Genomic DNA, 25,547 nt, shown 5'->3' with positions numbered 1-25,547 from the left:
TGCTCGCCTTGCAGTGCTACGTCGTCTTGGCGGGGGGGGGGGGGGGCCGGCCCCCCCCCCCCCCCCCCTTCCGTCGGCCCGCAGGACCGGCGCTCCCGGGTCAGCGGCGGCGGCTCGCGACGATCGCCCGCGTCACGATGGGCGGCAGCAGGTCCTTCGCCAGCTTGCGCGCCCGGCGCGAGCGCGGAGCGGGCTTCGGCTGGGCCGGAACCGCCGCGAGGACGGGCACCTCGGGGGCCCGGAGCGGCTTCGGCGCGGACGGCGCGATCGCCTTCTGGCCGCCGATGCGCACCAGCGGGGCCTCCACGACCGTGTCGATGCCGTGCCAGAGGTCCTCGCGGCCCTCCAGCCACGTGCGCAGGGCCTTCTGCAGCGGGGCCGGGTCGTCCCAGGTCGCGTAGAGCTTCGTGCCGGACACGCAGATGACGTGCAGGTCGGACGTGGTGACCGCGCCCCACACCGCGGCGGCGACGCCGGGGCAGTGCTCGGAGCGGTAGTCGTCGAACACCACGACCGCGCCCGGCGCCGCGAGGACGCGGGAGGCCTCGATGTCCCCCTGCACGTGCTCGTAGAGGTGGGAGGCGTCCACGTGGATGAAGCGGCAGCTGGCCGCGCGCACCCGGTCGCCGACCACGGAGGTCGGGGCCTGGATGACGGTGGGCAGCGCCTCGTGGAAGGCGAGGTAGTTCGTCTCGAAGGCCTGGCGGGTCAGCGAGGCGTAGGAGGACTGCGTCTCCGCGAGGTTGGACTCGTCCTCGGCGGGCGAGTCGAAGAGGTCACAGACCGTGAACTCCTCGCCGTCGCGCAGGTACTTGCCCATGAAAATCGCGCTCTTGCCCATGTACGAGCCGAGTTCGAGCAGGTCACCGCGGTGCTCGGCATCGGCGTTCTGGTGCCCGAGGAACCAGTCGAACAACACCTGGTCGACGTTCCAGAACCATCCCTCCACGTCGTTGAACCCCGCGGGAACCGGTGCCGTGGACAGCACCTCGGGGTCGGTGAGAGGGAGACGCGCAGCTTGCGACATGGAGAGTCGTCCTCCGGGGATATGGCATGGGATCAGCACTGACACCTGGCCGGGTAGCCAGACCTTAGACCACAGGACGGGTACATGACGAGGCTGTGGAGATGCCGAAGATGCCGAAGCGGAGCGCCGGAGGAACGGATCGCGCCGGGCGGGCCGTCGCCGGTACGGGGTCGGACGGCGGCCGCGCGACGCCCCCGGTCCCCGCTCCTGACCAGCGGGGACACCACGCGTGGGGCCCGCCGGCACGGGCCCGCGGGGGTCCCGGGAGGGCGGGTGGTACACGATCGTCGGCCACCTTCCCTTGCGGAAGCGAACGTGTCCCGTCCGACCCCCGGGCCCCCTGCCCACCGCGGCGCCGTCGCAGACTCCTGGGGCACGGGCCCGACCGCCCCCTCCGCACCGATCGGACCCGCGGAGCGCGCTTCACGAACGGGAAGGCCGACCGGTGGGGTACTGGGCCAATGGTCTCTGCGCATCGGGCCGGCTCGACCCAATGGCCCACCGCCGGTGGCAGGCATCTCGGAACGGCCGTCGAACCACCCGGACACCGTGCCATCGGGCTCCCACCACGCGACCGCCGAGCGACCCACCGGACCGTCGCACGCCGAGGTGAATACTTGATCATTTTCTCTTTCGATCACTCGTGATCGGACCGTCATCGGCCCCGTACCCCGTACCCGTCACCTGGCGCATGGCCGCCGAAACCATCCGCGGCGCCCGGTCCAGGGCCCCGGGTTCACCAGGTCAGGCCCTCCGCCGGGAGCTCCGTGGACGGCCGGCGCGGGGGGCGGGGCAGTGCGAGGCGGACGCGGGCCGCGTGGACGGCGTCCAGCTGGTCCGCCGCGGCCGGCCCCCAGTCGCACAGGTCGCGGACCTGCTCGGGCGTGGCCAGGAGGCGGACGTGGGCCGGGTCGCCGACGGGGCCGAGGGCGTGCAGCCGGGCCGCGGAACGGATGCGCACGCCGTCCGCCTCGCGCAGGTGGCCCAGCAGTTCGGGAGCGGAGGTGACCAGGTCGGGGGTGAGGTCCGGGAGCCGAGCGGCCCCGGTGGCGCGGGCGATCAGCACCAGCACCCGCCCGTCGGGGGCGAACAGCCAGGACGCCCGGTCGTGCACCACGGACGCCTCCGGAGCCGGACCCTCCCACCAGCCGCCCCGCTGCGGAACGCGCCGGGTGCGCAGCGCGCCGAGCCGGTCGAGCGCCCCCGGCACGGTGGGGCGCCCGTCCTCCAGCAGGGCCGGACCGCCGCCGTCGATGCGGGCCCGCAGCGCGGACAGCGCGCGCCGGGCGTCGCCGGGGTGCATCAGGCCCGGCAGATCGGCGGGTTCGGCGAAGTGGACCCCCGTGATCTCCTGGGCGGGCAGCCGGATGGCGGCGATGCGCTCCGCGTCCCAGGTGCCGCCGTCGAAGACGTGCAGGATCTCTCCGGGGAAGCGCATCTCCGGTTCGAATCCCGGGGTGTCGGCGGGGATCCAGTCCACGACGAGCCCGCGCGGGTAGTGGTCGCGGATGCCGAGTTCCTCGTACACCTCGCGCGCGGCCGCCGCGGACGGCGCCTCCCCCGCGTCCACGGCACCGCCGGGCAGCAGCCGGTCGGGCCGGTAGTCCACGGTCTGTACGAGCACCCGTCCGTCGGGGTCGGTGACCAGGACACAGGCTCCGCTCCAGAGCGCGGCGCGCGAGGCTCCGTACTCGGCGGGGCTCATCCACGTGTCGCCGGCCGCCGCGGGCCCGTCCGCCCGGGGTGCGGCGGCCGGGAACGCGGGGTCGAGGTCGGGGTCGAGGTCGGGGATCGCATGGTCCGGGGTCGCGGGCTCCGGGATCGCGTGGTCCGCCCGGTCCGTGTGGTCCGTGTCGGTCAGCTGCGGCATCGGTACTCCGTTCACCGTGGGTGGGAGAGGGCCGGGTCGGGGCTCGTCGCGCCGTGCCCGACGCCTGTGCAACAGCGCGCGCGTCCCCCGGGTTACGGCGCCGCGCGCACGGCGCGCACACGGCGCACACAAGGCGGCCGAATGTGCCCGCGACCTGCCGGTTTTACCTGACCTATGACCGTTTATTACCTGGTTATGTACCTCTTGGTAGCTTTCGGGGCGCGGGCCGGTCGGCGTGAAAGCCCCCGGCCCGTCCAGACGTGATCGACCAGGGGGACAGCCATGCCGCACGCCGGTGACACCGGGACCGCGACGGCCACCGGGAACCGACGGCGGCGGTTGCTGCGCCCGCTCGCCGTCACCGGCGGGGCACTGACCATCGGATGCGCCGGTCTGTACGTCGCGGGCCTGTCGTTGGCCGGCGACGAGATCGGCCGGGGCACCACGGTCCGCGGCGTGGACCTCGGCGGCATGGACCAGGACCGGGCGCGCCGGGCGTTGGACCGCGCCTTCGACCCCGCGGCCGGGGCCGGGGCCGGAGCCGCGTTCGCCGTGCGCGTCGGTGACCGGGTCGAGCAACTGCGACCGGGCGCCCTCGGTCTGTCCCTCGACTCCGCCGCGACCGCCGCGCGCGCCGCACGGGCCGGATCCGATCCGGTCACCGTGCTCGGCCGGCTCTTCGGTCCGGACCGCCGGGAGGTGGAGCCGGTGGTCCGGGTGGACGAGGGAGTGGCGCGGGCCGCTCTGGACGGCCTCGGCAAGAAGACGGGGCGCGCGGTCGTCGAGGGGGCGATCACCTTCGAGAAGGGCAGGCCCAAGGCGGTCGCTCCGGTCAGCGGTGTCGCCCTGCGCACCGACGGCGCGCTCGATGCCCTGCGCGCCGCCTACCCGCGCACCGGGTCGGACCCCGTCGAGCTGCCGGTGCGGACCATCGAGCCGCGGATCGGGGCGCGGGAGACGGAGCGGGCCCTGAAGGAGTTCGCCGGGCCCGCGGTGTCGGCCCCCGTCACCCTCACCCTCGAAGGGCGGCGCGTGGTCGTCGACCCCGCCACCCTCTCCCGGCACCTCGCCATGAAGGCCGGCGACGGCGACCGGCTGGTCCCCGACCTCGACGCCAAGGCGCTGCTCGCCGATCCGGGGCTCGCGGGCCCGCTGCGCGAGGCCGCGCCGGGTCCGGTGGAAGCGCGCCTGCGGCTCGACGGGCCGGGGCGGGTCTCCGTGGCCGAGGACGGCCGCGCGGGTCGCCGGGTCACCGAGCGGACCCTGGGCGAGGCCGTGCTCCCGCTGCTGGTGAAGTCGGGTGCGGGGGCCCGTACCGGCGCGGTGGCCACCGAGGCGGTGCAGCCGAAGCTCACCCGCCAGAACGTGGCGGAGCTCGGCATCAAGGAGGAGGTGTCCTCCTTCACCGTCGACTTCCCGGTCGCCGAGTACCGCACGACGAACATAGGCCGGGCCGCCGAGCTGATCAACGGCTCGGTGGTGCTGCCCGACGAGACCTGGAGCTTCAACCGGACCGTGGGCGAACGCACCAAGGAGAACGGTTTCGTCGACGGCATCATGATCAATGGCGGCCAGTACGAGAAGGCCGCGGGCGGCGGGGTCTCGGCGGTGGCCACGACCGTCTTCAACGCGGTGTTCTTCGCCGGGGTCAAGCCGGTGGAGTACGGCGCGCACTCCTTCTACATCGAGCGCTACCCGGAGGGCCGCGAGGCCACGGTGGCCTGGGGCAGCCTCGACCAGAGCTTCCGCAACGACTCGGGCAAGGCCCTCTACATCCAGGCGTCGGCCACCGACACCTCGGTCACCATCACCTTCCTCGGCACCAAGAAGTACGACGCGGTCAAGGCGGTCAAGGGGCCGCGCACCAACGTCGAGCAGCTGGGCACCCGGACCGGGAGCGGAGCGCGGTGCGAGGCGCAGACCCCGCTCGAAGGGTTCGACGTCACCGTCGACCGGATCTTCGAGCAGGGCGGCAACGAGGTCGGGCGCGAGAAGTTCAGGACGCGCTACACCCCGCGCGACACCGTCACCTGCGGCTGAGCCGCACCGGCGGCTGGGCCGCGCGACCCGCGCCGCCCGCGCGACCCGCGAGGCCCCTGCGACTCCTGCGACTCCTCGGGGCGAAACGGAACCTTTGTTCCACTATCGACCTCTACCTGAGCATGATGTTGTACTCCCCTCCTGCCCCGAGGAAGCGATGAGCGCCAGCAGCAGACTGTCCGGGGTCGACGCCGCGCGCGGCCTCGCCGTGCTGGGGATGTTCGCCGTGCACGTCGGACCCGGTGCGCGCCCGTCCGGCGCGAACTACCTGGTCCTGGCCGCCGACGGACGTGCGCCCGCCGTCTTCACCCTCCTCGCCGGCTTCTCGCTGGCCCTGGCCCAGCGGCAGCGCCCGGACCCGGGCCCCGGCCCGGTTGCCGTCCCCGCTGGTGTCGGGGCCGGCCGGGGCGGGGCGCCCGGGCGGCTGCGGCCGTTGCTGATCCGCTGTGGGGTCCTCGCCGCGCTCGGCCTGTCCCTGGCCGCGCTCTGGCCCGGGATCCTGGTCATCCTGACCTTCTTCGCGCTCTACTTCCTCGCCGCCGAGCCCTTCACCCGCCTCTCCACCAAGGCGCTCGCCGTGGTCGCGGCCGCGGGCGTGGTGGTCGGGCCGCTGCTCTCGTACGTCCTCGGCCCGCTCTTCGGGGTCGGCGCCTCGGGCCGCGGTGCGGTGCCCGACCTCACCGACCTGGCCCGCGGCTGGACGGGGCTCGGCGACGTCCTGCGCGGGCTGCTGCTCACCGGGGCGTACCCGGTCGTCACCTACCTGCCGTACGTGCTCGCCGGCATGGCGCTGGGGCGGCTGTGCGACGTCCGCGAGAAGGCCGTCGCCCGGCGCCTCGCCCTGTGGGGCGCGGCCGTCGCGGCGGTGGCGTACGGCTCCGCGTGGCTGGCCACCGAGGTGCTCGGCGGGCGGCAGCGGCTGCTGGCCGCGATCGCCGCGCACCACCCCGAGGCCATGGCGGCCACCGATCCGGTCCGGGCCGTGCTCGCCCAGCAGTACGGCGCGATACCCAGCACCTCGTGGGACTGGCTGCTCCTGGCCTCCCCCTACAGCCAGACCCCGTTGGAGACGCTCGGCAACGCGGGCGTCGGCGCCGCACTCATCGGCGGCTTCGTACTGCTGGCCCGCGTCCGGCTGGCCGCCCGGCTGCTGCGGCCCCTCACCGCGCTGGGCGCGATGGCGCTCAGCGCCTACGTCGTGCACGCGCTGGTGCTGGCCGGTCCGGCGAACGGGGCGGCGTCCTGGGGCGCGTTGGCCGCGTTCTGCGCCGTGGCCCTGGTCGCGGCCTGGGGGTGGCAGCGCGCCTGGGCGCACTCTCCGTTGCGCCGCGGGCCGCTGGAACACGCCCTCAGACTGGCCACCGCGCCGCGCGCCCGCGCCCGCGCCCGCACCGGTGCCTGACCGCGAGGGGCGCACCCATCGCACCCATCGCACCCGGCTCCCGCTCCCGCGCAGATCGCGCGCCGGCTCGCACGCCGCGCACGCCGGCACGGCCACGGCTCGCGCTCACCCGTACGCGTGACGGTGCGCCGCTCCCGGTCCCCGCATGCGGCAGGGTGGGCGGATGCAGCTGCGTCGGGTCCTGCCCCTGTCCCTTGCCGCGCTCCTCCTGGGCGCGGGTACCACCGGATGTACGACCGTCGCACCGGCCGCCCCGGCCGCCCGGACACCGGATCCCGTGATCGTCCGTACGCCCTCCCCGCGCGCGGTGCTCCCCCTGGGGCGGCTGCCGGAGGACCCGGCGCAGGCGGCCGCCCCGCCCAACCCCGGACCGCCCGGAACGGCCGAGGCCGCGGCAGCGCCGGCGGCCGGGGCCGCGGACCGGGAGGAAGCTCCGGATGCGGGCGGGACCCGGCGCTCGACACCGCGCCGGTCCGGGACGGTACGGGCGCCCGCCCCGGCGAAGGCCCGCACGCCACGGGCCCGGCCGCGCCCCCAGGCCCGACCCGCGCCGGGGCGGGCGTACGACATGTCGGCGCTGTGCGCGGCGGCCGACGGCACGGTGTCACCGTCGATCGCGCAGTTGTGCGCGGAGCAGTACGGCCGCTGAGCGGCGGCCGCGAACGGCTCGAACCGGTCGGTGGATATTGGGTGGATCCCTTCGGTGCCCCTTCCTACAGTGGCGGGGACACGTCACCGACCGGAGCGGACCATGCGCACCCACTACCCCCGCACCCCGCACCTCCCCTGGTCCCCGGGGGCCACGCCCGACGACGTCCGGGCCGGTGACCTGTCGGGTCTGCCGGGGCTCTGCGGGCGCGAGGTGGTGGTGACCGAGAAGCTCGACGGCGAGAACACGACCCTCTATGCCGACGGCCTGCACGCCCGCTCCCTCGACTCCGCCCACCATCCTTCGCGCGCCTGGGTGAAGGCCCTCCAGGGGCGCATCGGCCCGGGCATTCCCGCCGGTCGGCGGATCTGCGGCGAGAACCTCTACGCCCGCCACTCCCTCCCCTACGACGCGCTCGACAGCTGGTTCTACGGCTTCTCGGTCTGGGACGGCGACCGTTGCCTCGACTGGGACCGCACCGCACGGTTCCTGACCGGGCTCGGCGTGCCGGTGCCGCGGGTGCTGTGGCGGGGCGTCCTGGACGCGCCGGCGGAGCGCGCGCTGCGCAAGCTGAAGCTCGACACCGGCCGCCACGAGGGGTACGTCGTGCGCTCCGTGGCCGGCTTCGACCGTACGGCCTTCGCCGGGCACGTGGCCAAGTGGGTGCGCGGGGGACACGTGCAGACCGGCACCCACTGGATGTTCGCGTCCGTGGTGGAGAACGGTCTCGGCCCGGCCGCCCCGCTGTGGGCGGTCCGCTCGGGGGCGGAGCCCGACGTACCGGCCGTGCTCGCGGCCGCGGGCGTACGGCCCGCCTCGTCGGCCGAGGCCCTGCCCGAGGCGGTGATCGATGCGGTGGCCGACGTCGCGGCCCGGCTCGACGTGCTGGGGCGGTCGGGGGACGCCCGGCTGGCCGGGGTGCTCGCCACCGCGCTGCACGGTGCGCACCGTGGGCTCCTCGCGTCGCGGCTCGCGGCGGCGCTCGGGCTGCCGCTCGCCCGCCGGGTGGCCGATCTGGTCGGGCTCCAGGGGCGGTTGCACCTGCCGTTCCCCGATGAGGATCGGCGGTCCGGGCTGGCGGGGATGTCGGCCGCCGCGGACCTCGGCGTGCTGCACGCGGTGGCCGGGGCCGTCGCGGGATCGCGCGCCGACGCGGAGGGCGACGGGGCGTGCGAGTGCGTGGAGTGGTCGGCGCTGTGGGCGCACGAGGCGGGTCTGCTCGGTGAACAGCCCTACGGGCCACTGCGTTCGGGGCTGCGGGAGGCCCTGGCCGGGCTCGGTGCGCCGGCGGCGGACCGGTGTTGGGCGCAGGCCCGGCAGGCGTGGGCCGAGGGGCGCGTCGGCGGGGTCGAGGAGGCGGTGGCCGCGACCTGGCGGTGGCGGGACGGCGACTTCCCGCGGCTGATCCAGCTGGTCGGGCCCTCGGGGAGCGGGAAGAGCACCTTCGGCCGGGCGCTGGCCGGGGTGGACGCGTACGTCTCACTGGACGACCTGCGCTCCGCACGCGGCGCGCGCGGTGATCAGCGGGCCAACGCGGAGGTGCTGCGGGAAGGGCTGGACCGGCTCGACGCGGCGCTCGGGGCCGGGGGAACCGTGGTGTGGGACGCCACCTCGCTGGTCGCCCCGCAGCGCGCCCTGGTCGGGTCGGTGGCTCGCCGGCGTGACGCGCTGGTGACGCAGGTCGTCGTCCTGGCGGACGAGGACGCGCTGCGCCGCCGGGGCGCCGCCCGCGCGCATCCGGTACCGGCCGCGGTCCTGGACGCCCAGCTGCGCCGGTTCAGTCCGCCGTACCCCGGTCAGGCGCACCGGACCTGGTACGTCGGGACGGGCGGCGCGGTCGAGGACACCGCGGGCGGCCTGCACGACGGTGACGCGTACGGCGGTGACGGGCCCGCACGGCCTCCGCCCGCACGGCCTCCGCCCCGAAGGCGGGAGGCGTGATGCGGACCAGTGAGGAGTTGTACCACCAGGTCCGCTGGGACCCCCGTTTCGATCCCGCCCGGTTCGTGCTGGGGCTGCTCCAGCGCGGGGCCGGGCCGAAGCGCGTCGCGCTGCCCTCCTTCGTGCCGGGCGGCGACGTCCCCTGGCACCGGGTGCTGTTCGTCGAGGCGGACGGCGAGCTGGTGTGGGACCGGGCCACCGGCGTGGACCGGATCGAGAGCTCGGGTGCCGGACGGGCGCGCGCCCCCCGGTTGCTGCGCGCGCCCTTCTTCACGGCGGGGACGGCGCACGTCTGGGATCCGGCGCGCGGCTGGGCCCCGGTCGGTGACACCGTGCACGCCCCGCCCACGGCGGCGGTGGTGCGCGTGCTCACCTGGAACACCCTGTGGGACCGCTACGACGGGCCCCTCATCGAGACGGCGCGGCGGCGCCCGCTGCTGCTCGCCGAGCTGGCGGCCGCGGACGCCGATGTCATCGCGCTCCAGGAGGTCGAGCCCCGGCTGCTGGAGATGGTCCTGGCCGAGCCCTGGGTGCGCGCCTCCTACACCCTGGGCGGTTCGCCGCGGGCTCGGGACGTGGCCGACACCGGCCTGCTCTTGCTGAGCCGGATTCCCGTGCGCGAGGCGGGAGTCCACTCGCTCGGCGCGCACAAGGGGGTCACCGCCGTCACCGTGGAGACAGTGGCCGGCCCGCTGGTGGTGGCCACGACCCACCTCAGCAGCGACCACTCCACGGACGGCGCGGGTCGCCGCAGCGCCGAACTGGCCCGGCTCGCCGAGGGGTTGGCGGGGATCGACGGCCAGGTCGCGCTGATGGGCGACTTCAACGACGGGCGCGGGGGCGTCGCGGGTCCCGCCGCGAGGCTCGGGCTGCGCGACGCGTGGGCCGAGGTGCACGGGGAGGCGGACACCACCGCGACCTTCGACCCGACGGTCAACCCGCTGGCCGCCGTGGGCTCGCTCGGCGGGCGCGGGGGCCGGCTGGACCGGATCCTGCTGCGGGGCGGGGCCGCGGCGGCCTCGGCGGCACTGCGCGGGGACCGGCCCGCCACCTCCGACGGGTTGTTCGTGTCCGACCACTACGGCGTGGAGGCCGCCCTGGACTTCGGCGCGTGCGGAGCCGCGCCGGCGGGGAGCGACGTACCGGCGTGGAGCGACGTACCCGAAGGGAGCGACGTACCGGGAGGGGCGGACCGGAACCGACCGGCCGTGCTCGACCTCGCGCCCACCGCGCGGACCGCCGTGGCCTGGATCCCGCCCGAGGAATGGTGGCCGGCCGTCCAGGAACTGCGCCGGGAACTGGACCCGCGGGTGGACCGCTGGCCGCCGCACGTGAACCTGCTGTTCGGGTTCGTCCCGGAGTCCGCGTTCGAGCGGGCCGCCGCGGTGCTGGCCGAGGCCGTCGCCGGGATACCCGCCTTCACCGCGCGCCCGGCCGGGGTGCACTCCTTCGGGCAGCGCGAGGACGCGACGCTGTGGCTGGACCCGGCGGCGAGCGGGGAGGCACCCTGGCAGGAGGTGCGGGCGGCGCTGGTACGGCGGTTCCCCCGCTGTCGGGGCCGCGCCGACGGCTTCACCCCGCACCTGACGCTGGGGCGGAGCACGGACCCCGGGCGCGCGGCGGCCCGGTGCGCGGACGTGCTGGCCGCGACCCCGATGGGGGCCGCGCGGGTCGGTTCGCTCGCCGTGCTGTCCCGGCGGGGCGAGGAACCGATGCGGGTGCGCTTCACGGTGGCCCTGGGCACGGGTGAGGTCCGGTGGTTGCCGCAGGGCCACGACCGCCCGGCGCGCCCTGCCGACCCGGACGTCACCGACGGCCTCGCGCGGGCCGTCACGGAACGGCTGGCGCGGGCGCTGCCCGAGGGGGTGGTGGAGGTCACCGGATCGCGCCGGATGGGCTGCGCCCTGCCCGGCGCGGACCTGGACCTGGTCGCGGCGTTGGCGGGGCGGGTCGATCCCGCGCGGCTGCGCGAGCGGGTGCTGGCCGCGCTGCCGGAGGCGGTCGACGTCCGGGAGGTGCACGGAGCCCGGGTCCCTGGACTGCGGCTGCGGGTCGGTGCGTTGGACGTGGACCTCGCGGTCGTGGCGAGCGCGGGGATGGCTCCCGACGCCGCGGTGGCCCGGCGGGCCGAGCTGGGCGACGGCGCGGCGCTCGCGCTGAGCGCGGTGAGCGACGCCGAGGCGGTGCGCCTCGCCGTGGGCCCGGCGCACCACTCCGCCTTCGCCGAACTGGCCCGCCGGGTCAAGGAATGGGCACGTTCCCGCGGCCTGGACTGCGCCCCCTTCGGCGGTCTCCCGGGCCTGGCCTGGTCCGTACTGGCCGCCCGCACGGTGGCACACCGCCCCGTGGGCCTGGCCGGGGACCAGCTGCTGCGGGAGTTCTTCGGTGGTTGGGCCGCCTGGGACTGGCGGCTTCCCGTGGCGCTGCGCGGCGCCGACCGTGCGGGTCCGCAGGACGCCGGTGCGGGTGACGGGGGCGACGCGCCGGTCACCGTACTGACGCCCTCCGCGCCGGTGCGCAGCTGCACGGCCCAGGTCGGGGCCGGCTTCCGCGACCTCTTGGTGCGGGAGCTGTACCGGGCGTGGGAGATCACGGAAAGTGGTCCGGGGCCCTGGCCCGAGCTGCTCGACCCGCCGCCGCTGCACCGGCGGCACGCGGCCTGGGCCCAGGTCACCGTCCGTGCGGGAGGCGCCGGGGAGCCCGGAACGCTGCCGGGGAAGGTCCGGGGCCGGATGCGGGCGCTGGTCACCGCGCTGGAGGAGGCGGGCGCCGTGGACGCGCACGCCTGGCCGCACCCCTTCCCGTCGGAGCCGGGCGGCATCCGGTACGCGATCGGCCTGGGGGCGACCCCGCCCGACGCCGGGCGGATCGCCGCCGTCGGCGGGCGTTGGGCCGCCGGGCTGGCCGGCGTCGAGGTGGCCCTGGTCGCGGGCGGCGACGTGCCGACCCCCGACGTACCGACGCCCGACGGGCCGCGGCCGTCACGACCCTCTCCGGACAAGTAGCGAAGACACTTCCCCCAAGAAAGGGGACAGCGTCGCCATTTCCCGAACACACTGCGCACAGCGGGCCTCCCGGGTCTCCTCGGGGAACGGCCGGACGGATCCGTTGGGAGCCTTAGCCAAGCGCCCGCGACTTTTTTCGTCAATACTTTTCACAAGGATTGAAGAAACCCCAAGTTCACAGGCCTGACGCGGATGTGACGCATCGACGGATCTTCAGTTCATGAACGCTGAACCTCTTGACGGCCCCAGCCGGGGGCAGTTCACTCACGCTTCGATCCCCCCGGATCCCCGACGTCAGGAGTACCTCCATGCGATTGCTCTCCGATCGGCCGCCGCGGTTCACCGCGGCGGCGCTCGCCGCCGCGCTGGTCGCGGCCCTGCTCATGCTGCTGCCCGCCACCGCCGCCCAGGCCGCCCCGACCCTGCTCTCCCAGGGCAGGCCCGCGACCGCGTCCAGCATCGAGGGCGCGGGCACCCCGGCATCCGCCGCGGTCGACGGCGACAACAACAGCCGCTGGTCGAGCCAGTTCGCCGACCCCCAGTGGATACAGGTCGACCTGGGCGCACCGGCCCAGGTCAGTCAGGTCGTCCTGCGCTGGGAGGCCGCGTACGGCAAGGCGTACCGGATCGAACTGTCCACCGACGGCGCCAACTGGAGCACCGCGTACTCCACGGCCGCCGGCACGGGCGGGGTCCAGACGCACGACCTCAGCGGCACCGCCCGCTACGTCCGGGTGTACGGGACCCAGCGCGGCACCGGTTACGGCTACTCGCTCTTCGAGTTCCAGGTGTACGGGACGAGCGGGGACACCGGCCCGACCCTGCCCGGCGGTGGCGACCTCGGCCCGAACGTGATCGTCTTCGATCCGTCCACGCCGAACATCCAGGCCAAGCTGGACCAGGTCTTCGCCCAGCAGGAGTCCGCCCAGTTCGGCTCCGGGCGCTACCAGTTCCTCTTCAAGCCGGGCACCTACAACGGCCTCAACGCCCAGATCGGCTTCTACACCTCGATCTCGGGCCTCGGCCTGAACCCGGACGACACCACCATCAACGGTGACGTGACGGTCGACGCGGGCTGGTTCGGCGGCAACGCCACCCAGAACTTCTGGCGCTCGGCCGAGAACCTCGCGCTGAACCCGGTCAACGGCACCGACCGCTGGGCCGTCTCCCAGGCCGCCCCCTTCCGCCGGATGCACGTCAAGGGCGGTCTCAACCTGGCCCCCAACGGCTACGGTTGGGCCTCCGGCGGGTACATCGCCGACTCCAGGATCGACGGCCAGGTCGGCAACTACTCGCAGCAGCAGTGGTATACGCGCGACAGCTCGATCGGCGGCTGGACCAACTCGGTCTGGAACCAGGTCTTCTCCGGCACCCAGGGCGCACCCGCGCAGTCCTTCCCCGACCCGCGCTACACCACGTTGGACACCACGCCCGTCTCCCGCGAGAAGCCGTTCCTGTACCTGGACGGCTCCGAGTACAAGGTGTTCGTGCCCGCCAAGCGCGTGAACGCCCGCGGCACGTCCTGGGGGAACGGCGCCCCGCAGGGGACGTCGATCCCGCTGAGCCGCTTCTACGTGGTCAAGCCCGGCACCACCGCGGCGACGATGAACCAGGCGCTGGCCCAGGGCCTGCACCTGCTCTTCACCCCCGGCGTCTACCACGTGGACCGGACCATCCAGGTCAACCGCCCCGACACGGTGGTGCTGGGCCTCGGCCTCGCCACGATCGTCCCGGACAACGGCGTGACCGCGCTGAAGGTGGCCGACGTGGACGGGGTCAAGCTCGCGGGCTTCCTCGTGGACGCGGGCACCGTCAACTCGCCGAGCCTGCTGGAGGTCGGCCCGGCCGGCACCACCACGGACCACGCGGCGAACCCGACCACCGTCCAGGACGTCTTCATCCGGGTCGGCGGCGCGGGCGCGGGCAAGGCCACGTCCGGCATGGTGATCAACAACCACGACACGATCGTCGACCACACCTGGATCTGGCGCGCCGACCACGGTGACGGGGTGGGCTGGGAGACCAACCGCTCCGACTACGGCTTCCGGGTCAACGGCGACGACGTCCTGGCCACCGGCCTGTTCGTCGAGCACTTCAACAAGTACGACGTGGAGTGGAACGGCGACCGCGGCCGCACGATCTTCTTCCAGAACGAGAAGGCCTACGACGCCCCCAACCAGGCCGCCGTGCAGAACGGTTCGATCAAGGGCTACGCGGCCTACAAGGTCGCGGACTCGGTGACCACCCACGAGGGTTGGGGCCTCGGCAGCTACTGCTACTACAACGTCGACCCGACGATCCGTCAGGACCACGGCTTCGAGGTCCCGGTGAAGGCCGGCGTGAAGTTCCACGACCTGCTCGTCGTCTCGCTCGGCGGCAACGGCCAGTACGAACACGTCATCAACAACACGGGCGCCGCGACGTCGGGCACCTCGACCACCCCGTCCACCGTCCTCTCGTTCCCCTGATCCACCCCTGACCCCCGCAGGACGCGGGGCGGCCCGGCGGCCGCCCCGCGTTTTCCGGGCCGCTTGAGAGAGCGCTCTCCCACCACCCCACCCGAAGGAGCCGACCCGATGCAACTCCGACCGCGGGCCCTGTCCGCCTTACTCGTCTCGGTCGCCTGCGCCGTGACCGCCGCCGCCGGTCTGGGCCTGACCACCCTCACCGCACAGGCCTCGCCCGACTCCGGCACCTCGGCCCACCTGGGCATGGACCACTCGGCCGTGGCCCCGCTCGCCGGTGGCGACGACCCGGACGGCGACGGCTACATTCCCGCCGTACCGCAGGTCACCGGCGTGACCCCGTCCTGGAACAACCCCCCGGACCGGTACTTCCACGAGTTCCAGGCCAACTGCGCGGTGAGCAGGACCGCACCGGACGACCCGATCGTCTACGCGGGCCGCCCCGGGGCCTCGCACAACCACACCTTCCTGGGCAACACCACGACGGACGCCTTCAGCACCACCGCCTCGCTCAGCGGCGGCGGCACCGCCTGCAACGCGCCCGGCGACCTGTCCGGCTACTGGATGCCGACGCTGTACAACGGCAGCCGGCCCGTCCTGCCCACCGGACCGCAGGTGATCTACTACAAGACGGGCGTCACCGACTACACGAGCGTGCGGCCCTTCCCCAAGGGCCTGCGGTTCGTCGTCGGCAGCCCGACCCAGACCGCGGCCGAGTTCCGGGCCCACAAGGGCTGGGTCGAGGGCTGGGAGTGCGGTGACAGCTTCAAGAACGTGGAGTTCCCGGTGAACTGCCCGGCCGGAACTCAGCTCAACATCCGCATGCAGTCACCGAGTTGCTGGGACGGCAAGAACCTCGACACGCCGGACCACAAGGCGCACATGGCCTACCCGGTCGTGAAGCCGGGCAACAACGACAACGTCTGCCCCGCCGACCACCCGGTGGCGCTGCCGATGGTCGAGTTCAAGATGGCCTTCCCGGTCAGCGGGGACATGTCGCAGGTGCGGCTCTCCAGCGGGGCCGGTCACACCTTCCACTACGACTTCTTCAACGCGTGGGACGACCGGACCCTGAACGCCCTCGTCGAGCACTGCGTCAAGGGCGGCCTCCAGTGCAACGCCCGCGGCTACGACGAGACCCACCCCGCGGCCGGCGCCGTACTCGGCCCGGACTACCGCCTCCCCTAGCTCACCCCCCTCACCCCTCCCCCACCCCCTCCAAGGAGGTCCTGCATGCACTCCCGCATGCGTACCCTCACCGCGGCAGCCCTGCTCGCGGGAGCCGTCACCGTACTGCCCGCCCTGCCCGCGCACGCCGCGGGCAGCGTGGTCAAGGTGACCGGCTCCCAGGGCAACTGGCAGCTCCAGGTGGACGGTTCGCCCTACCAGGTCAAGGGCGTCACCTGGGGCCCGTCCCCGGCCGACGCCGCGCGCCTGCTGCCCGACGTGAGATCGCTGGGCGCCAACACCATCCGCACCTGGGGCACCGACGCGAGCAGCAAGCCACTGTTCGACGCGGCCGCGGCCAACGGGATCAAGGTCGTCGCGGGCTTCTGGCTCCAGCCGGGCGGCGGCCCGGGCAGCGGCGGCTGCACCGACTACGTCACGGACGCGACCTACAGGAACACCATGCTCGCCGAGTTCACCCAGTGGGTGCAGACCTACAAGGACCACCCGGGCGTGCTGATGTGGAACGTGGGCAACGAATCCGTGCTCGGACTGCAGAACTGCTATGCGGGCACCGAGCTGGAGAACCAGCGCAATGCCTACACGACCTTCGTGAACGACGTGGCGAAGGCCATCCACCGCGTCGACGCCGACCACCCGGTGACCTCGACCGACGCGTGGGTGGGCGCCTGGACGTACTACAAGCGCAACTCCCCCGACCTCGACCTGTACGCCGTCAACTCCTACAAGGAGGTCTGCGGGGTCAAGCAGGCCTGGGAGCAGGGCGGTTACAACAAGCCGTACATCATCACCGAAACCGGCCCGGCCGGTGAGTGGGAGGTGCCGAACGACGCGAACGGGGTACCGCGGCAGGTCGGCGACCAGGCCATGGCCGACGGCTACACCAACGCGTGGAACTGCGTCACGGGCCACCGGGGGGTGGCGCTGGGCGCGACCGTGTTCCACTACGGCACCGAGTACGACTTCGGCGGGCACTGGTTCAACCTGACCCCCGCCGGGGAGCGCCGCAAGGCGTACTACGCGGTGAAGCGGATGTACGGCGGGAACGCGGCCGGCGACGACCTGCCGCCGACCGTGTCCGTCCCGGCGGTGGCCGACGCCTCCGCCGTGCCGGCCGGCAAGGAGATCACCATCCAGGCCCCGGCTACCGACCCGGAGGGCGACCCGCTGTCGTACGAGGTGCTCTGGGGCGGCAAGTACGTCGACGGGGGCGGCGGGCTGCTCTCCGTGGCCTCGGGCCCACTGGGAAGCGGGACCATCAGGGCCACGGCCCCGGCGAAGACCGGGGTGTGGATCCTGTACGTCAAGGTCAAGGACGGGCGCGGCAACGTGGGCGTGGAGCAGCGCTCGGTGCGGGTCGTCCCGCCGCCGGTGTCGGGGACGGACGTGGCGCTGGGTCGACCGACCAGCGCCTCCACCTTCCAGAACGACGCCTGGGGCGGCTGCCCGTGCAGCGCGGCGCTGGCCACGGACGGCCGGAGCGACACCCGATGGGCCAGCAGTTGGGCCGATCCGCAGTGGCTCCAGGTGGACCTGGGCGCGGTGAAGCAGCTGAAGCACGCCCAGTTGGTGTGGGAGACGGCGTACGGGAAGGCGTACACGATCCGGGTCTCCGACGACGGGCAGAACTGGCGCACGGCGTACGCCACGTCCACCGGGGACGGCGGTATCGACGACTTCGACATCGCGGCCTCGGGGCGGTACGTACGCCTGGAGATGAGCCGGCGCGGCACCGGCTACGGCTACTCGCTGTTCCACTTCGGCGTGTACGCCTGATCCTTCCGGTCCCCGCCACGCTCCCCGTGAACCCCGCGCGCCGCCCCTCCTTCCCGCCAGGGCGGCGCGCGGTCACGTCCGTTTCCGGGCGCGCGGGCCCGGGACCCCGGAGCCGGAAGGGGTGCTCAGACCTCGACGACGATCTTGCCCGCGGTGTGTCCGTCCTGGCTGAGCGCGAAGGCGGCCGCCAGCTCGGACAGCGGGAAGGTCTCGGCGACGGTGACGGACAGCTGGCCGGCTTCGACCAGGCGCGCCAGCTCCGCGAGGTCGGTCCCGACGGGGCGGACCCACATCCATTCGCCGCCGGCGCCCAGCACGCCCGGGTCGGCGATCGAGGCGTGCCGGCCGCCGTCGGCCAGGACCGCCAGGGTGACGTCGAGGACCCCGCCGACGAAGTCGGCGACCACGCTCACCCCGTCCGGGGCCAGGGCGCGGACCCGGTCGGCGAGGCCGTCCCCGTAGGCGACGGGTTCGGCGCCCAGTTCGCGCAGCCGGTCGTGGTTGCGGGGCGAGGCCGTGCCGATGACCCGGGCGCCCAGGGCCCGGGCGATCTGGACGCCGAAGGAGCCGACACCGCCCGCCGCGCCGTGCACCAGGACGGTGTCGTCCTTGCCGGTGCCCAGGCGGGTGAGCAGCTGGTAGGCGGTGAGCCCGGCCAGCGGGAGTCCGGCGGCCTCGGCCCAGCCGAGCGTGGCGGGCTTGTGCGCGAGGGCGCGCACGGGCACGGTGACGAATTCGGCGAAGGTGCCGCCGTGCACGTAGTCCTTGCGGGCGTACGCCATGACCTCGTCGCCCGCGGTGAACTCGGGGGTGTCGATGCCGACGACCTCGACCGTTCCGGCCACGTCCCAGCCCGGGACCACCGGGTGGACGACGTCCATGAGCCCGTCGAGGCCGCCGGCCATGATCTTCCAGTCGACCGGGTTGACCGCGGCGCACCTGACCCGGACCAGGACCTCGCCGGGTCCCACCTTGGGCACCGGCAACCGGGTCTCGGTGAGCACCTCCGTCCCGCCGTACGTCTCGTACGCCATCGCCCGCATGGTGCCCTCGCTGTCCTCGGACATGCGCCTCGCCTCTCCGTGAGCTGGTGGAACGGCCCCCGGACCCATCCCACCACGAAACGCCGTGCCCGTCCCCCGAAGCGGGGCGGGCACGGCGCTCTCCCGGCCGCGGCGCGTGCGCCGCGGGCCGGTCCCGGTGCGGGGTCGCTCAGCGGCCTTCGTCGTGGGCGGCGCGATGGGCTTCGATGACGGAGGCGTAGTGGCGGCCGCTGGCCTTGACGGTGCGCAGCTGGCTGGCGAAGTCGACGTGGACGAGGCCGAAGCGCTTGTCGTAGCCGTAGGCCCATTCGAAGTTGTCGAGCAGCGACCAGGCGTAGTAGCCGGCCAGCGGGGCGCCCCGGTGGGCGGCGCGGGCGCAGGCGGCGAGGTGGGCGTGCAGGTAGGCGGTCCGTTCGGGGTCCGTGACGCTCCCGTCGGGGGCGACGGCGTCGGGGTAGGACGAGCCGTTCTCGGTGACGTGGAGGCGGCGGGCGCCGTACTCCTCGGTGAGGCGCATGAGCAGGGTCTCGATCCCGTTCGCGTCGACCTCCCAGTCCATGCCGGTGCGGGCGACGGCGGGTCGGTCGATCTGACGGGCCCGGGGGGCCGGGCCGTCGGGGTCGTCGGTGACGTACTGGGGGAAGTAGTAGTTCAGCCCGAGCCAGTCGAGCGGCGCGGCGATGGTGGTGAGGTCTCCGGGGCGCTCCGGCAGGTCCACGCCGTACACCTCGCGCATGTCGGCGGGGAAGCCGCGGCCGTGGACCGGGTCGAGCCACCAGCGGTTGACGTGGCCGTCCATCCGGCGGGCGGCGGCGAGGTCGGCCTCGCTCCCGCTCGCGGGCTCGACGGTGGAGAGGTTGTTGACGATGCCGACGCGGGCGCCGGGGGCGGCGGCGCGGATGGCCTGTGCGGCCAGGCCGTGGCCGAGGAGCAGGTGGTAGGAGGCGCGCACGGCCGCGGTCAGGTCGGTGAGGCCGGGGGCCATCTTGCCTTCGAGGTGGCCGATCCACGCCGAGCACAGGGGTTCGTTGAGGGTGGTCCACTGCGTCACCCGGTCGCCGAGCCGTTCGGCCACCTGGGCGGCGTACGCGGCGAAGTGCTCGGCGGTGGCCCGCTCGGGCCAGCCGCCGCGGTCCTGGAGGGCCTGCGGGAGGTCCCAGTGGTAGAGGGTGACGGAGGGCTCGATGCCCGCGGCCAGCAGGGCGTCGGTGAGCTGGTCGTAGAAGTCGAGGCCCTTGGGGTTGGCCGGACCGTCGCCGCCGGGGACCACGCGCGGCCAGGCGACGGAGAAGCGGTAGGCGTTGGTCCCGAGGTCGCGCATCAGGGCGACGTCCTCGCGCCAGCGGTGGTAGTGGTCGCAGGCGGTGTCGCCGTGGTCGCCCCCGGCGGTGTTGCCGGGGGCGTGCGCGAAGGTGTCCCAGATGGACGGCGAGCGGCCGTCCTCGTCGACGGCGCCCTCGATCTGGTAGGCGGAGGTCGCGGTGCCCCAGGCGAAGTCGCGGGGCAGCGCGCCGAGGTCGATGGGCTGGTGCTCGCTCACGTCGGTCCTTCCGGGGCGGATGGGTTCGGTGGTCACTTGACGGCTCCCGCGGTGAGTCCCGCCACCAAATAGCGCTGGAGCAGCAGGAATCCCGCGACGACGGGGATGCTGACGACCAGTGAGGCGGCCATGATCTGGTTCCAGTACACGTCGTTCTGGGTGGAGTAGCCCTGGAGGCCGACGGCCAGGGTCCGGGTCTCCTGGTTGGTCATGACCGAGGCGAAGAGGACCTCGCCCCAGGCGGTCATGAAGGAGTACACGGCGACGGCGACGATGCCGGGGACCGCGGCCGGGACGACGACCCGCAGCAGCGCGCCGATCGGGCCGCAGCCGTCGACGGTGGCGGCCTCGTCGAGGTCGCGCGGCACCGAGTCGAAGTACCCGATGAGCATCCAGATGGAGAAGGGCAGGGAGAAGGTGAGGTAGGCGAGGATCAGCCCGCCGCGGGAGCCGTAGAGGGCGATCCCGGTGGCGTTGCCGACGTTCACGAAGATGAGGAAGAGCGGCAGCAGGAAGAGGATGCCGGGGAACATCTGGGTGGAGAGCACGGTGACCGTGAAGACGCGCTTGCCGCGGAACCGGTAGCGGCTGACGGCGTAGGCCGCGAAGACGGCGATGACCACGGAGGCGGCGGTCGCCGAGCCGGCCACGATCAGGGAGTTCACGAAGTACTTCGCGAGCGGGACGGTGTGCCAGATGTCGATGTACGGGCGGACGGTGAGCCCGCTGGGGATCCAGTGGAAGGCTCCTGCGACGTCTTTCAGCGGCTTGAGCGAGCTGGTCACCATGACGTACACGGGCACCAGGACGAAGCCGGTGAGCAGCGTGAGGAAGACCGCCCGGACCGCTTGGAAGGAGCGGGCCGGGGCGAGCGGGGACCTGCGCCGGGCCTCAGGCATCGGCCTTGTTCCTTCCGCGGCTGGTGACGAGCAGGTAGACGGCGGTGACCAGCAGCAGGAAGAGCAGCAGCAGGACGGACATCGCCGAGCCGGTGCCGAAGTTCCAGGTGACGAAGCTGGCCTGGTAGATGTGGATGGAGATCAGGTCGGCGGCCGGCGGGGCGGACTTGCCGAAGAGGACGAACGGCGTGTTGAAGTCGTTGAAGGTCCACAGGAACAGGACGAGCACCAGCACCTGGTTGACCGGCCCGATGGAGGGCAGGGTGATCCGCCGGACCTGTTGCCAGGTGCCGGCGCCGTCGAGTGCGGCGGCCTCGTACAGCTCCTTGGGGATGTTCTGCAGGGCGGCCATCACGATGAGGAAGGCGAAGGGCCAGCCCTTCCAGACGGACACGATGAGCAGCGCCCAGAAGCTGTTGTCGCCGAGCAGCCAGAAGGTGTGCTCGCCGCTCATGCCCAACTGGTCGTGCAGGACGTGGTTCACCAGGCCGTTGTCCCGCTGGAACATGAACCCCCAGGTGATGACGGCGGCGTAGACGGGGAGCGCGTACGGGACGAGGAACAGGGCGCGTAGGAAGCCGCGGCCGCGGAAGGCGTCCTGCATGAAGACGGCGGCGGCGGTGCCGATGGACCAGCACAGGCCCACCGAGAGCAGGGTGAACTCGCAGGTGGTGAGGAACGAGCGGAGCAGGGCCTCGCCGACGGGTGCGTCGACGTCGACGGCGAGGGAGTAGTTGTCGAAGCCCGTCCAGGGGGCGCGCGACCACTCCCGGATGAAGAACTGGGTGAGCTGGCGGAAGCTCATCAGGATGCCCATCACCATCGGGACCAGGTGGATGAGCAGTTCCATCAGCAGGGCGGGCAGGAGCAGCAGGTAGGGCAGGGCGGTACGGCGCAGCCGTCCGGGGCGGCGCGCCCGGGCGGCGGCGGCGCATACCCGCCCCGCGGTGGCGGAAGTCATGGGGAGGGGCTCACTTCGCCATCTGCTGCTGGGCCTTGGACAGCTTGGCCTTCACGGATTCGGTGGTCACGGCGCGGCCGGCCGCGGCGTCGGCGAAGAGCTCCTTGACCGCGGTGCCGACGGCCGTCTCGAACTGCGACTCCTCGGGGACCTGCGGGAGCGGGGCGGCGCTGGTGCCCAGGGTGCCCCGCAGGACGGTGAGGTCCTCGGTGGCGAAGGCCTGGTCGAGCTGGGCGGCCTTGACCGGCGGGATGGACCCGTAGGTCTTGTTGAGCAGCTTCTGCTCCTCGTCGCTGGTCATGAACTTCACGAACTTCAGCGCGCCGTCGATGTTGTCGGTGTTCTTGAAGACGGCCATGTTGATGCCCGCGACCATCGAGTTGATGTTCTTGCCCTGGCCGGGGGCGCCGCCCGCGGGGACCGGGACGGGGGCCACGCCCCAGTCGCCCTCCTTCATCCCGTGGGCCTTGAAGCTGCTGGCCGCGCTCTGCCACAGGACCATGGCGGTCTTGCCGTTGGCGAAGTCCTGGAGGGACTGGTTCTTGTCGTACTCGGCGTTGCCGGGCGCGATGATCTTGTCCTTGGCCATCAGGTCGACGTACTGCTTGACGGCCTCGACGTTGGCCGGGGTGTCGAAGGTGGGCTTGCCCGCCGCGTCGAAGAACTCGGCGCCGTGCTGGCGGGAGAGGACGAAGGCCTGGTGGATGTTGTTGGAGAGGTTCGAACCTTCCGCGCCGAGCGCCCACTTGCCGTCCTTGGACAGCTTCTGGCCGGTGGTGACCATCTCGTCCCAGGTCGCCGGCGGCTTGTCGATGCCCGCGTCCTTGAACATCTTCTTGTTGTAGTAGAGCGCGTAGGACATGGAGTACAGCGGGACGGCGGCCGGGTCCTGGCCCGCCGCGCCCGCGGAGCCGATGGCGGATGCGACGAAGCGGTCGCGGCCGCCGATCGCGTCGAAGTTCTCGGCGTTCCAGGGCAGGAGCGCGCCGGTGGCCTGGAGCGAGGAGGACCAGGTGTTGCCGATGTTGAGGACGTCGGGGCCCTGGCCCGAGGCGGTGGCCGCCAGGATGCGGTTGAGCAGGTCGGCCCAGGGGACGACCTCCAGCTTGACCTTGATGCCGGTCCGCTCCTCGAACTTCTTCAGCTCCGGCCCGAGGGTCGCCTGGTCCGCCGCGATGTCGGGGCCCTGGTTGGAGGCCCAGTAGGTGAGTTCCTTGGGGGCGGCGTTGGAACCGCCCTCGTCGCCGGTGGAACCACCGCCGCAGGCGGTGGCGGCGGCGAGCAGGGAGGCGGTGACCGCGACGGCGGCCGCGGCTCGGGTTCTGCGCATGGCGGATCGGCCCCTTTCAACAGGGTCGGGCGAGCGGCCGGGAGGGAGGTCGGGTGGGGCCTTTCGGCCGCCCCGTTACTTCCAGGCCTTAATTTAGGACGTGAGTTAAGCCTCGGGAAAGGGTCGCGTCAAGGGGTCGCGCAAGGGTATGTTGCGAATCGTTGTCAGGGCGGAAGGAGCCACATGACGGGCAGTCACGGACGTACGGTGCGGGACCTGCGGCGCGGCAACCGCAGCGCCGTGCTGCAGCGGTTGTACTTCGGCGGACCCATGAGCCGCCAGGAGTTGGGACCCGTCACCGGGCTCAGCTCCGGATCCGTCAGCAATGTGGTCGGCGAGCTGGTCGCCGACGGCCTCCTGGAGGAGGCGGGGGTCGTCGACTCCGACGGCGGCCGGCCGCGCACGCTGCTACGGGTGGCCCCCGGCAGCGCCCACATGATCGGGGTCGATGTCGGCGAGACCCGGGTCCGCGTCGAGCTGTTCGACCTGACGCTCACCGAACTCGCGCGCACGGAACTCCCCTTGCAGCCGCGCGGCTGCTACGACGTCGGGCCGATCGTCGACCACGTCCGCACCGGCATCGCCGCCGTCCTCGCCGAGGCGGGCGTCGGTACGGACCGGCTCCTGGGCGTCGGCATCGGCGTCCCCGGCATCGTCGAGCGCGACGCCCCCGGCGGAACCGTGGTGCACGGCCAGACCATCGGCTGGGACGCGGTCCCGCTGGAGGCCCTGCTGCGCGCCACCGGGGCCCTGCCCGAGGAGGTCCCGTACCTCATCGACAACGGCGCCCGCACCCTCGGACAGGCGGAGATGTGGTTCGGGGCGGGGCGCGGCGCCCGCGAGGCGGTCGTCGTCCTGTTCGGCTCCGGCGTGGGCGCCAGTCTGGTCACCGACGGCTCCCCCGAGGGCGGGTCCACCGACGGCACCCCGCTGGAGTGGGGCCACCTGACGGTGTCGGTGCGCGGCAGGCGCTGCCGGTGCGGCGCCCTGGGCTGCCTGGAGGCGTACACCGGGGCCGAGTCGCTGCTGGCCAGGTGGGCCGAGCGGGGTGGGAGCGCCGGCGAGGTCCAGGACGAGGAGGAGGCCCTCGCGGTGCTGCTGGCGCACGGCGTCGCCGGGGACCCGGTGGCGGTGGAGGTGCTGGAGGAGACGGCCGAGTACCTGGGCGCCGGGCTCTCCGACCTCATCAACCTCTTCCAGCCCGAGCGGATCCTGATCGGCGGCTGGGCGGGGCTGATGCTGGGCCCGTACATCCTGCCCTCGGTCCGCGCGCACGCCCGGCGCTACTCGCTGCGTCACCCCGCCGACCGGGTCAGCATCGACCTGGGCTCATTGGGCCCCGACGCGGTCACGGTGGGCGCCGCCACCCTCCCGCTGTCGGCGTTCTTCACCACGGGCGGCCGCCGCCCCGTCCCGGCCCCCGCGACGGAACCCCCCGGCTGGCACGCCTCCCTGGCCACCCGCGGCGGGGCGGCGGGCCGCTGAAGCGGCCCATCGCGGCCACGACGCGCGGGCCCGCCGCCGCGGACAGGGCGGCCCGGCGCTACGTCGCCGGGCCCGGGCGGGGTCGGGCGGCGCGGGCCGCCGCCAGGGCGACGGCGAGGAGGAGCACGACCGCCAGCACGAGCGCCGGGCGCGGCCCGTGGCCGAGGGTGAGCGCGCCGCCCGTCAGCGCGCCGGCGAGCAGGGTCAGGACGGTGACCAGCCGGCGCACCGAGGCCGGACCCCAGCGGTCCACCGCGAGCCCGGCCAGCGCCCGGGTGACGACGGTGGTGGTCAGATCGGGCACGGCGAGCCGGTGCACGACGCCGTTCTGCAGGCCCATGCCGAGGGCCAGCAGGGCGATGACCGCGAGCTGCCCGCCGCCGCCCTCCCGGGTCGCCAGCGCCGCGCCCACCAGAACCGCCTGCACGGCCACCAGCGGGCCGGCCAGACGGCCCAGGCCGTCGGGCCGCTCCCCGCGCCGCAGCCTCCCGGCGATCAGCGCTCCGGCGAGGAAGGCCGTCAGGGCCGACGCCGAGGCACTGGCCGACAGCTCGCCGTACCCGGCGAGCGCGAAGCCGAGGAAGGCGACGTTGCCGGTCATGTTCGCGACGAAGACGTGGTCGAGCCCGAGGAAGCTGACCGCGTCGACCAGTCCACTGACGAAGGTCAGGGCGATCAGCAGCGGGGGCAGCACACCGTGCGGGTTGCCCGCGCCGCCGGGGCCGGGCGCCGGGCCGGCCGGGAACAACAGGTCGCCCAGCACGTGCAGCACCCCGCGCCGCCCCGCGGGGCCCCCACCCGGCGGCCGATCGGACTCCATGCGGCGCTCCCTCGGGGTCTGCCGCCGGGCCGCCGCCGCGGCTCCCGCGGGGGACGGAACCTGACGGAACGACAGGTTCCGACCTCGGGGGGAATCGTACCGATCG

At 73.7% G+C, this 25,547-nt stretch carries 17 protein-coding genes; 9 read left to right on the top strand and 8 right to left on the bottom strand.

Going from position 1 to position 25,547, the window contains the following annotated elements; all coding sequences use genetic code 11:
- Positions 1–100: 100 nt before the first annotated feature.
- Complete coding sequence (locus ACIBEA_RS35095) at positions 101–1,027, bottom strand: class I SAM-dependent methyltransferase (protein ID WP_399267238.1); 927 nt, start codon at positions 1,025–1,027, stop codon at positions 101–103.
- A 736-nt stretch (positions 1,028–1,763) separates the two neighbouring features.
- Entirely contained in the window at positions 1,764–2,897 is a 1,134-nt protein-coding gene (locus tag ACIBEA_RS35090) for an NUDIX domain-containing protein (RefSeq protein WP_399267237.1), read from the bottom strand.
- A 282-nt stretch (positions 2,898–3,179) separates the two neighbouring features.
- Between ACIBEA_RS35090 and ACIBEA_RS35085 the strand changes: the two genes are divergently transcribed.
- The 8 genes from ACIBEA_RS35085 to ACIBEA_RS35050 all read left to right on the top strand — a co-directional run bounded on the left by ACIBEA_RS35085 (position 3,180) and on the right by ACIBEA_RS35050 (position 17,363).
- The gene (locus ACIBEA_RS35085) at positions 3,180–4,937 is read left to right on the top strand and encodes a VanW family protein (protein ID WP_399267236.1); all 1,758 of its coding nucleotides are present in this window, start codon (positions 3,180–3,182) and stop codon (positions 4,935–4,937) included.
- A gap of 157 nt (positions 4,938–5,094) precedes the next feature.
- Positions 5,095–6,339, top strand: coding sequence for a DUF418 domain-containing protein (locus ACIBEA_RS35080; RefSeq protein ID WP_399267235.1), 1,245 nt, complete (start codon positions 5,095–5,097; stop codon positions 6,337–6,339).
- Between the two features lie 163 nt (positions 6,340–6,502).
- Entirely contained in the window at positions 6,503–6,988 is a 486-nt protein-coding gene (locus ACIBEA_RS35075; RefSeq protein ID WP_399267234.1) for a hypothetical protein, read from the top strand.
- Positions 6,989–7,090: 102 nt separating this feature from the next.
- Positions 7,091–8,929, top strand: a complete 1,839-nt coding sequence (locus ACIBEA_RS35070) for an RNA ligase family protein (RefSeq protein ID WP_399267233.1) — start codon at positions 7,091–7,093, stop codon at positions 8,927–8,929.
- Positions 8,929–11,934, top strand: coding sequence for a poly(A) polymerase (locus ACIBEA_RS35065; protein ID WP_399267260.1), 3,006 nt, complete (start codon positions 8,929–8,931; stop codon positions 11,932–11,934). The genes ACIBEA_RS35070 and ACIBEA_RS35065 overlap by 1 nt, the downstream gene beginning before the upstream one ends.
- Before the next feature lie 308 nt (positions 11,935–12,242).
- Positions 12,243–14,402: a discoidin domain-containing protein gene (locus tag ACIBEA_RS35060; RefSeq protein WP_399267232.1), complete on the top strand. Its 2,160-nt coding sequence runs from the start codon at positions 12,243–12,245 to the stop codon at positions 14,400–14,402.
- A gap of 108 nt (positions 14,403–14,510) precedes the next feature.
- Positions 14,511–15,587, top strand: a complete 1,077-nt coding sequence (locus ACIBEA_RS35055) for a DUF1996 domain-containing protein (protein ID WP_399267231.1) — start codon at positions 14,511–14,513, stop codon at positions 15,585–15,587.
- A 45-nt stretch (positions 15,588–15,632) separates the two neighbouring features.
- Positions 15,633–17,363, top strand: coding sequence for a discoidin domain-containing protein (locus ACIBEA_RS35050; RefSeq protein WP_399267230.1), 1,731 nt, complete (start codon positions 15,633–15,635; stop codon positions 17,361–17,363).
- Positions 17,364–17,488: 125 nt separating this feature from the next.
- Here ACIBEA_RS35050 and ACIBEA_RS35045 read toward each other — a convergent pair whose 3' ends face one another.
- The 5 genes from ACIBEA_RS35045 to ACIBEA_RS35025 all read right to left on the bottom strand — a co-directional run bounded on the left by ACIBEA_RS35045 (position 17,489) and on the right by ACIBEA_RS35025 (position 23,136).
- A complete protein-coding gene (locus tag ACIBEA_RS35045) occupies positions 17,489–18,406 on the bottom strand; it encodes an NADP-dependent oxidoreductase (RefSeq protein WP_399267259.1) in 918 nt (305 codons plus the stop codon).
- Positions 18,407–18,575: 169 nt separating this feature from the next.
- Positions 18,576–19,982, bottom strand: coding sequence for a GH1 family beta-glucosidase (locus tag ACIBEA_RS35040; protein ID WP_399267229.1), 1,407 nt, complete (start codon positions 19,980–19,982; stop codon positions 18,576–18,578).
- On the bottom strand, positions 19,979–20,845 hold the full coding sequence (locus tag ACIBEA_RS35035; protein WP_399267228.1) for a carbohydrate ABC transporter permease: 867 nt from the start codon (positions 20,843–20,845) through the stop codon (positions 19,979–19,981). The genes ACIBEA_RS35040 and ACIBEA_RS35035 overlap by 4 nt, the downstream gene beginning before the upstream one ends.
- Complete coding sequence (locus tag ACIBEA_RS35030) at positions 20,838–21,806, bottom strand: carbohydrate ABC transporter permease (RefSeq protein WP_399267227.1); 969 nt, start codon at positions 21,804–21,806, stop codon at positions 20,838–20,840. Before ACIBEA_RS35030 ends, ACIBEA_RS35035 begins: the two co-directional genes overlap by 8 nt.
- A 10-nt stretch (positions 21,807–21,816) precedes the next feature.
- Positions 21,817–23,136, bottom strand: a complete 1,320-nt coding sequence (locus ACIBEA_RS35025) for an ABC transporter substrate-binding protein (protein WP_399267226.1) — start codon at positions 23,134–23,136, stop codon at positions 21,817–21,819.
- 183 nt (positions 23,137–23,319) lie between these two features.
- On the opposite strand from ACIBEA_RS35025, the gene ACIBEA_RS35020 reads away from it, so the two are divergent.
- Positions 23,320–24,621, top strand: coding sequence for an ROK family protein (locus ACIBEA_RS35020; RefSeq protein ID WP_399267225.1), 1,302 nt, complete (start codon positions 23,320–23,322; stop codon positions 24,619–24,621).
- Positions 24,622–24,679: 58 nt separating this feature from the next.
- Here ACIBEA_RS35020 and ACIBEA_RS35015 read toward each other — a convergent pair whose 3' ends face one another.
- Positions 24,680–25,441 carry a YoaK family protein gene (locus tag ACIBEA_RS35015; protein WP_399267224.1) on the bottom strand — a complete coding sequence of 254 codons (762 nt, stop codon included), beginning with the start codon at positions 25,439–25,441 and terminating at the stop codon, positions 24,680–24,682.
- Positions 25,442–25,547: the final 106 nt, after the last annotated feature.

Origin of the sequence: Streptomyces sp. NPDC051555 (assembly GCF_044454405.1) — a bacterium.
Taxonomy (GTDB): Bacteria; Actinomycetota; Actinomycetes; order Streptomycetales; family Streptomycetaceae; genus Streptomyces.
This window is presented reverse-complemented; position numbering and strand designations above follow the sequence as displayed.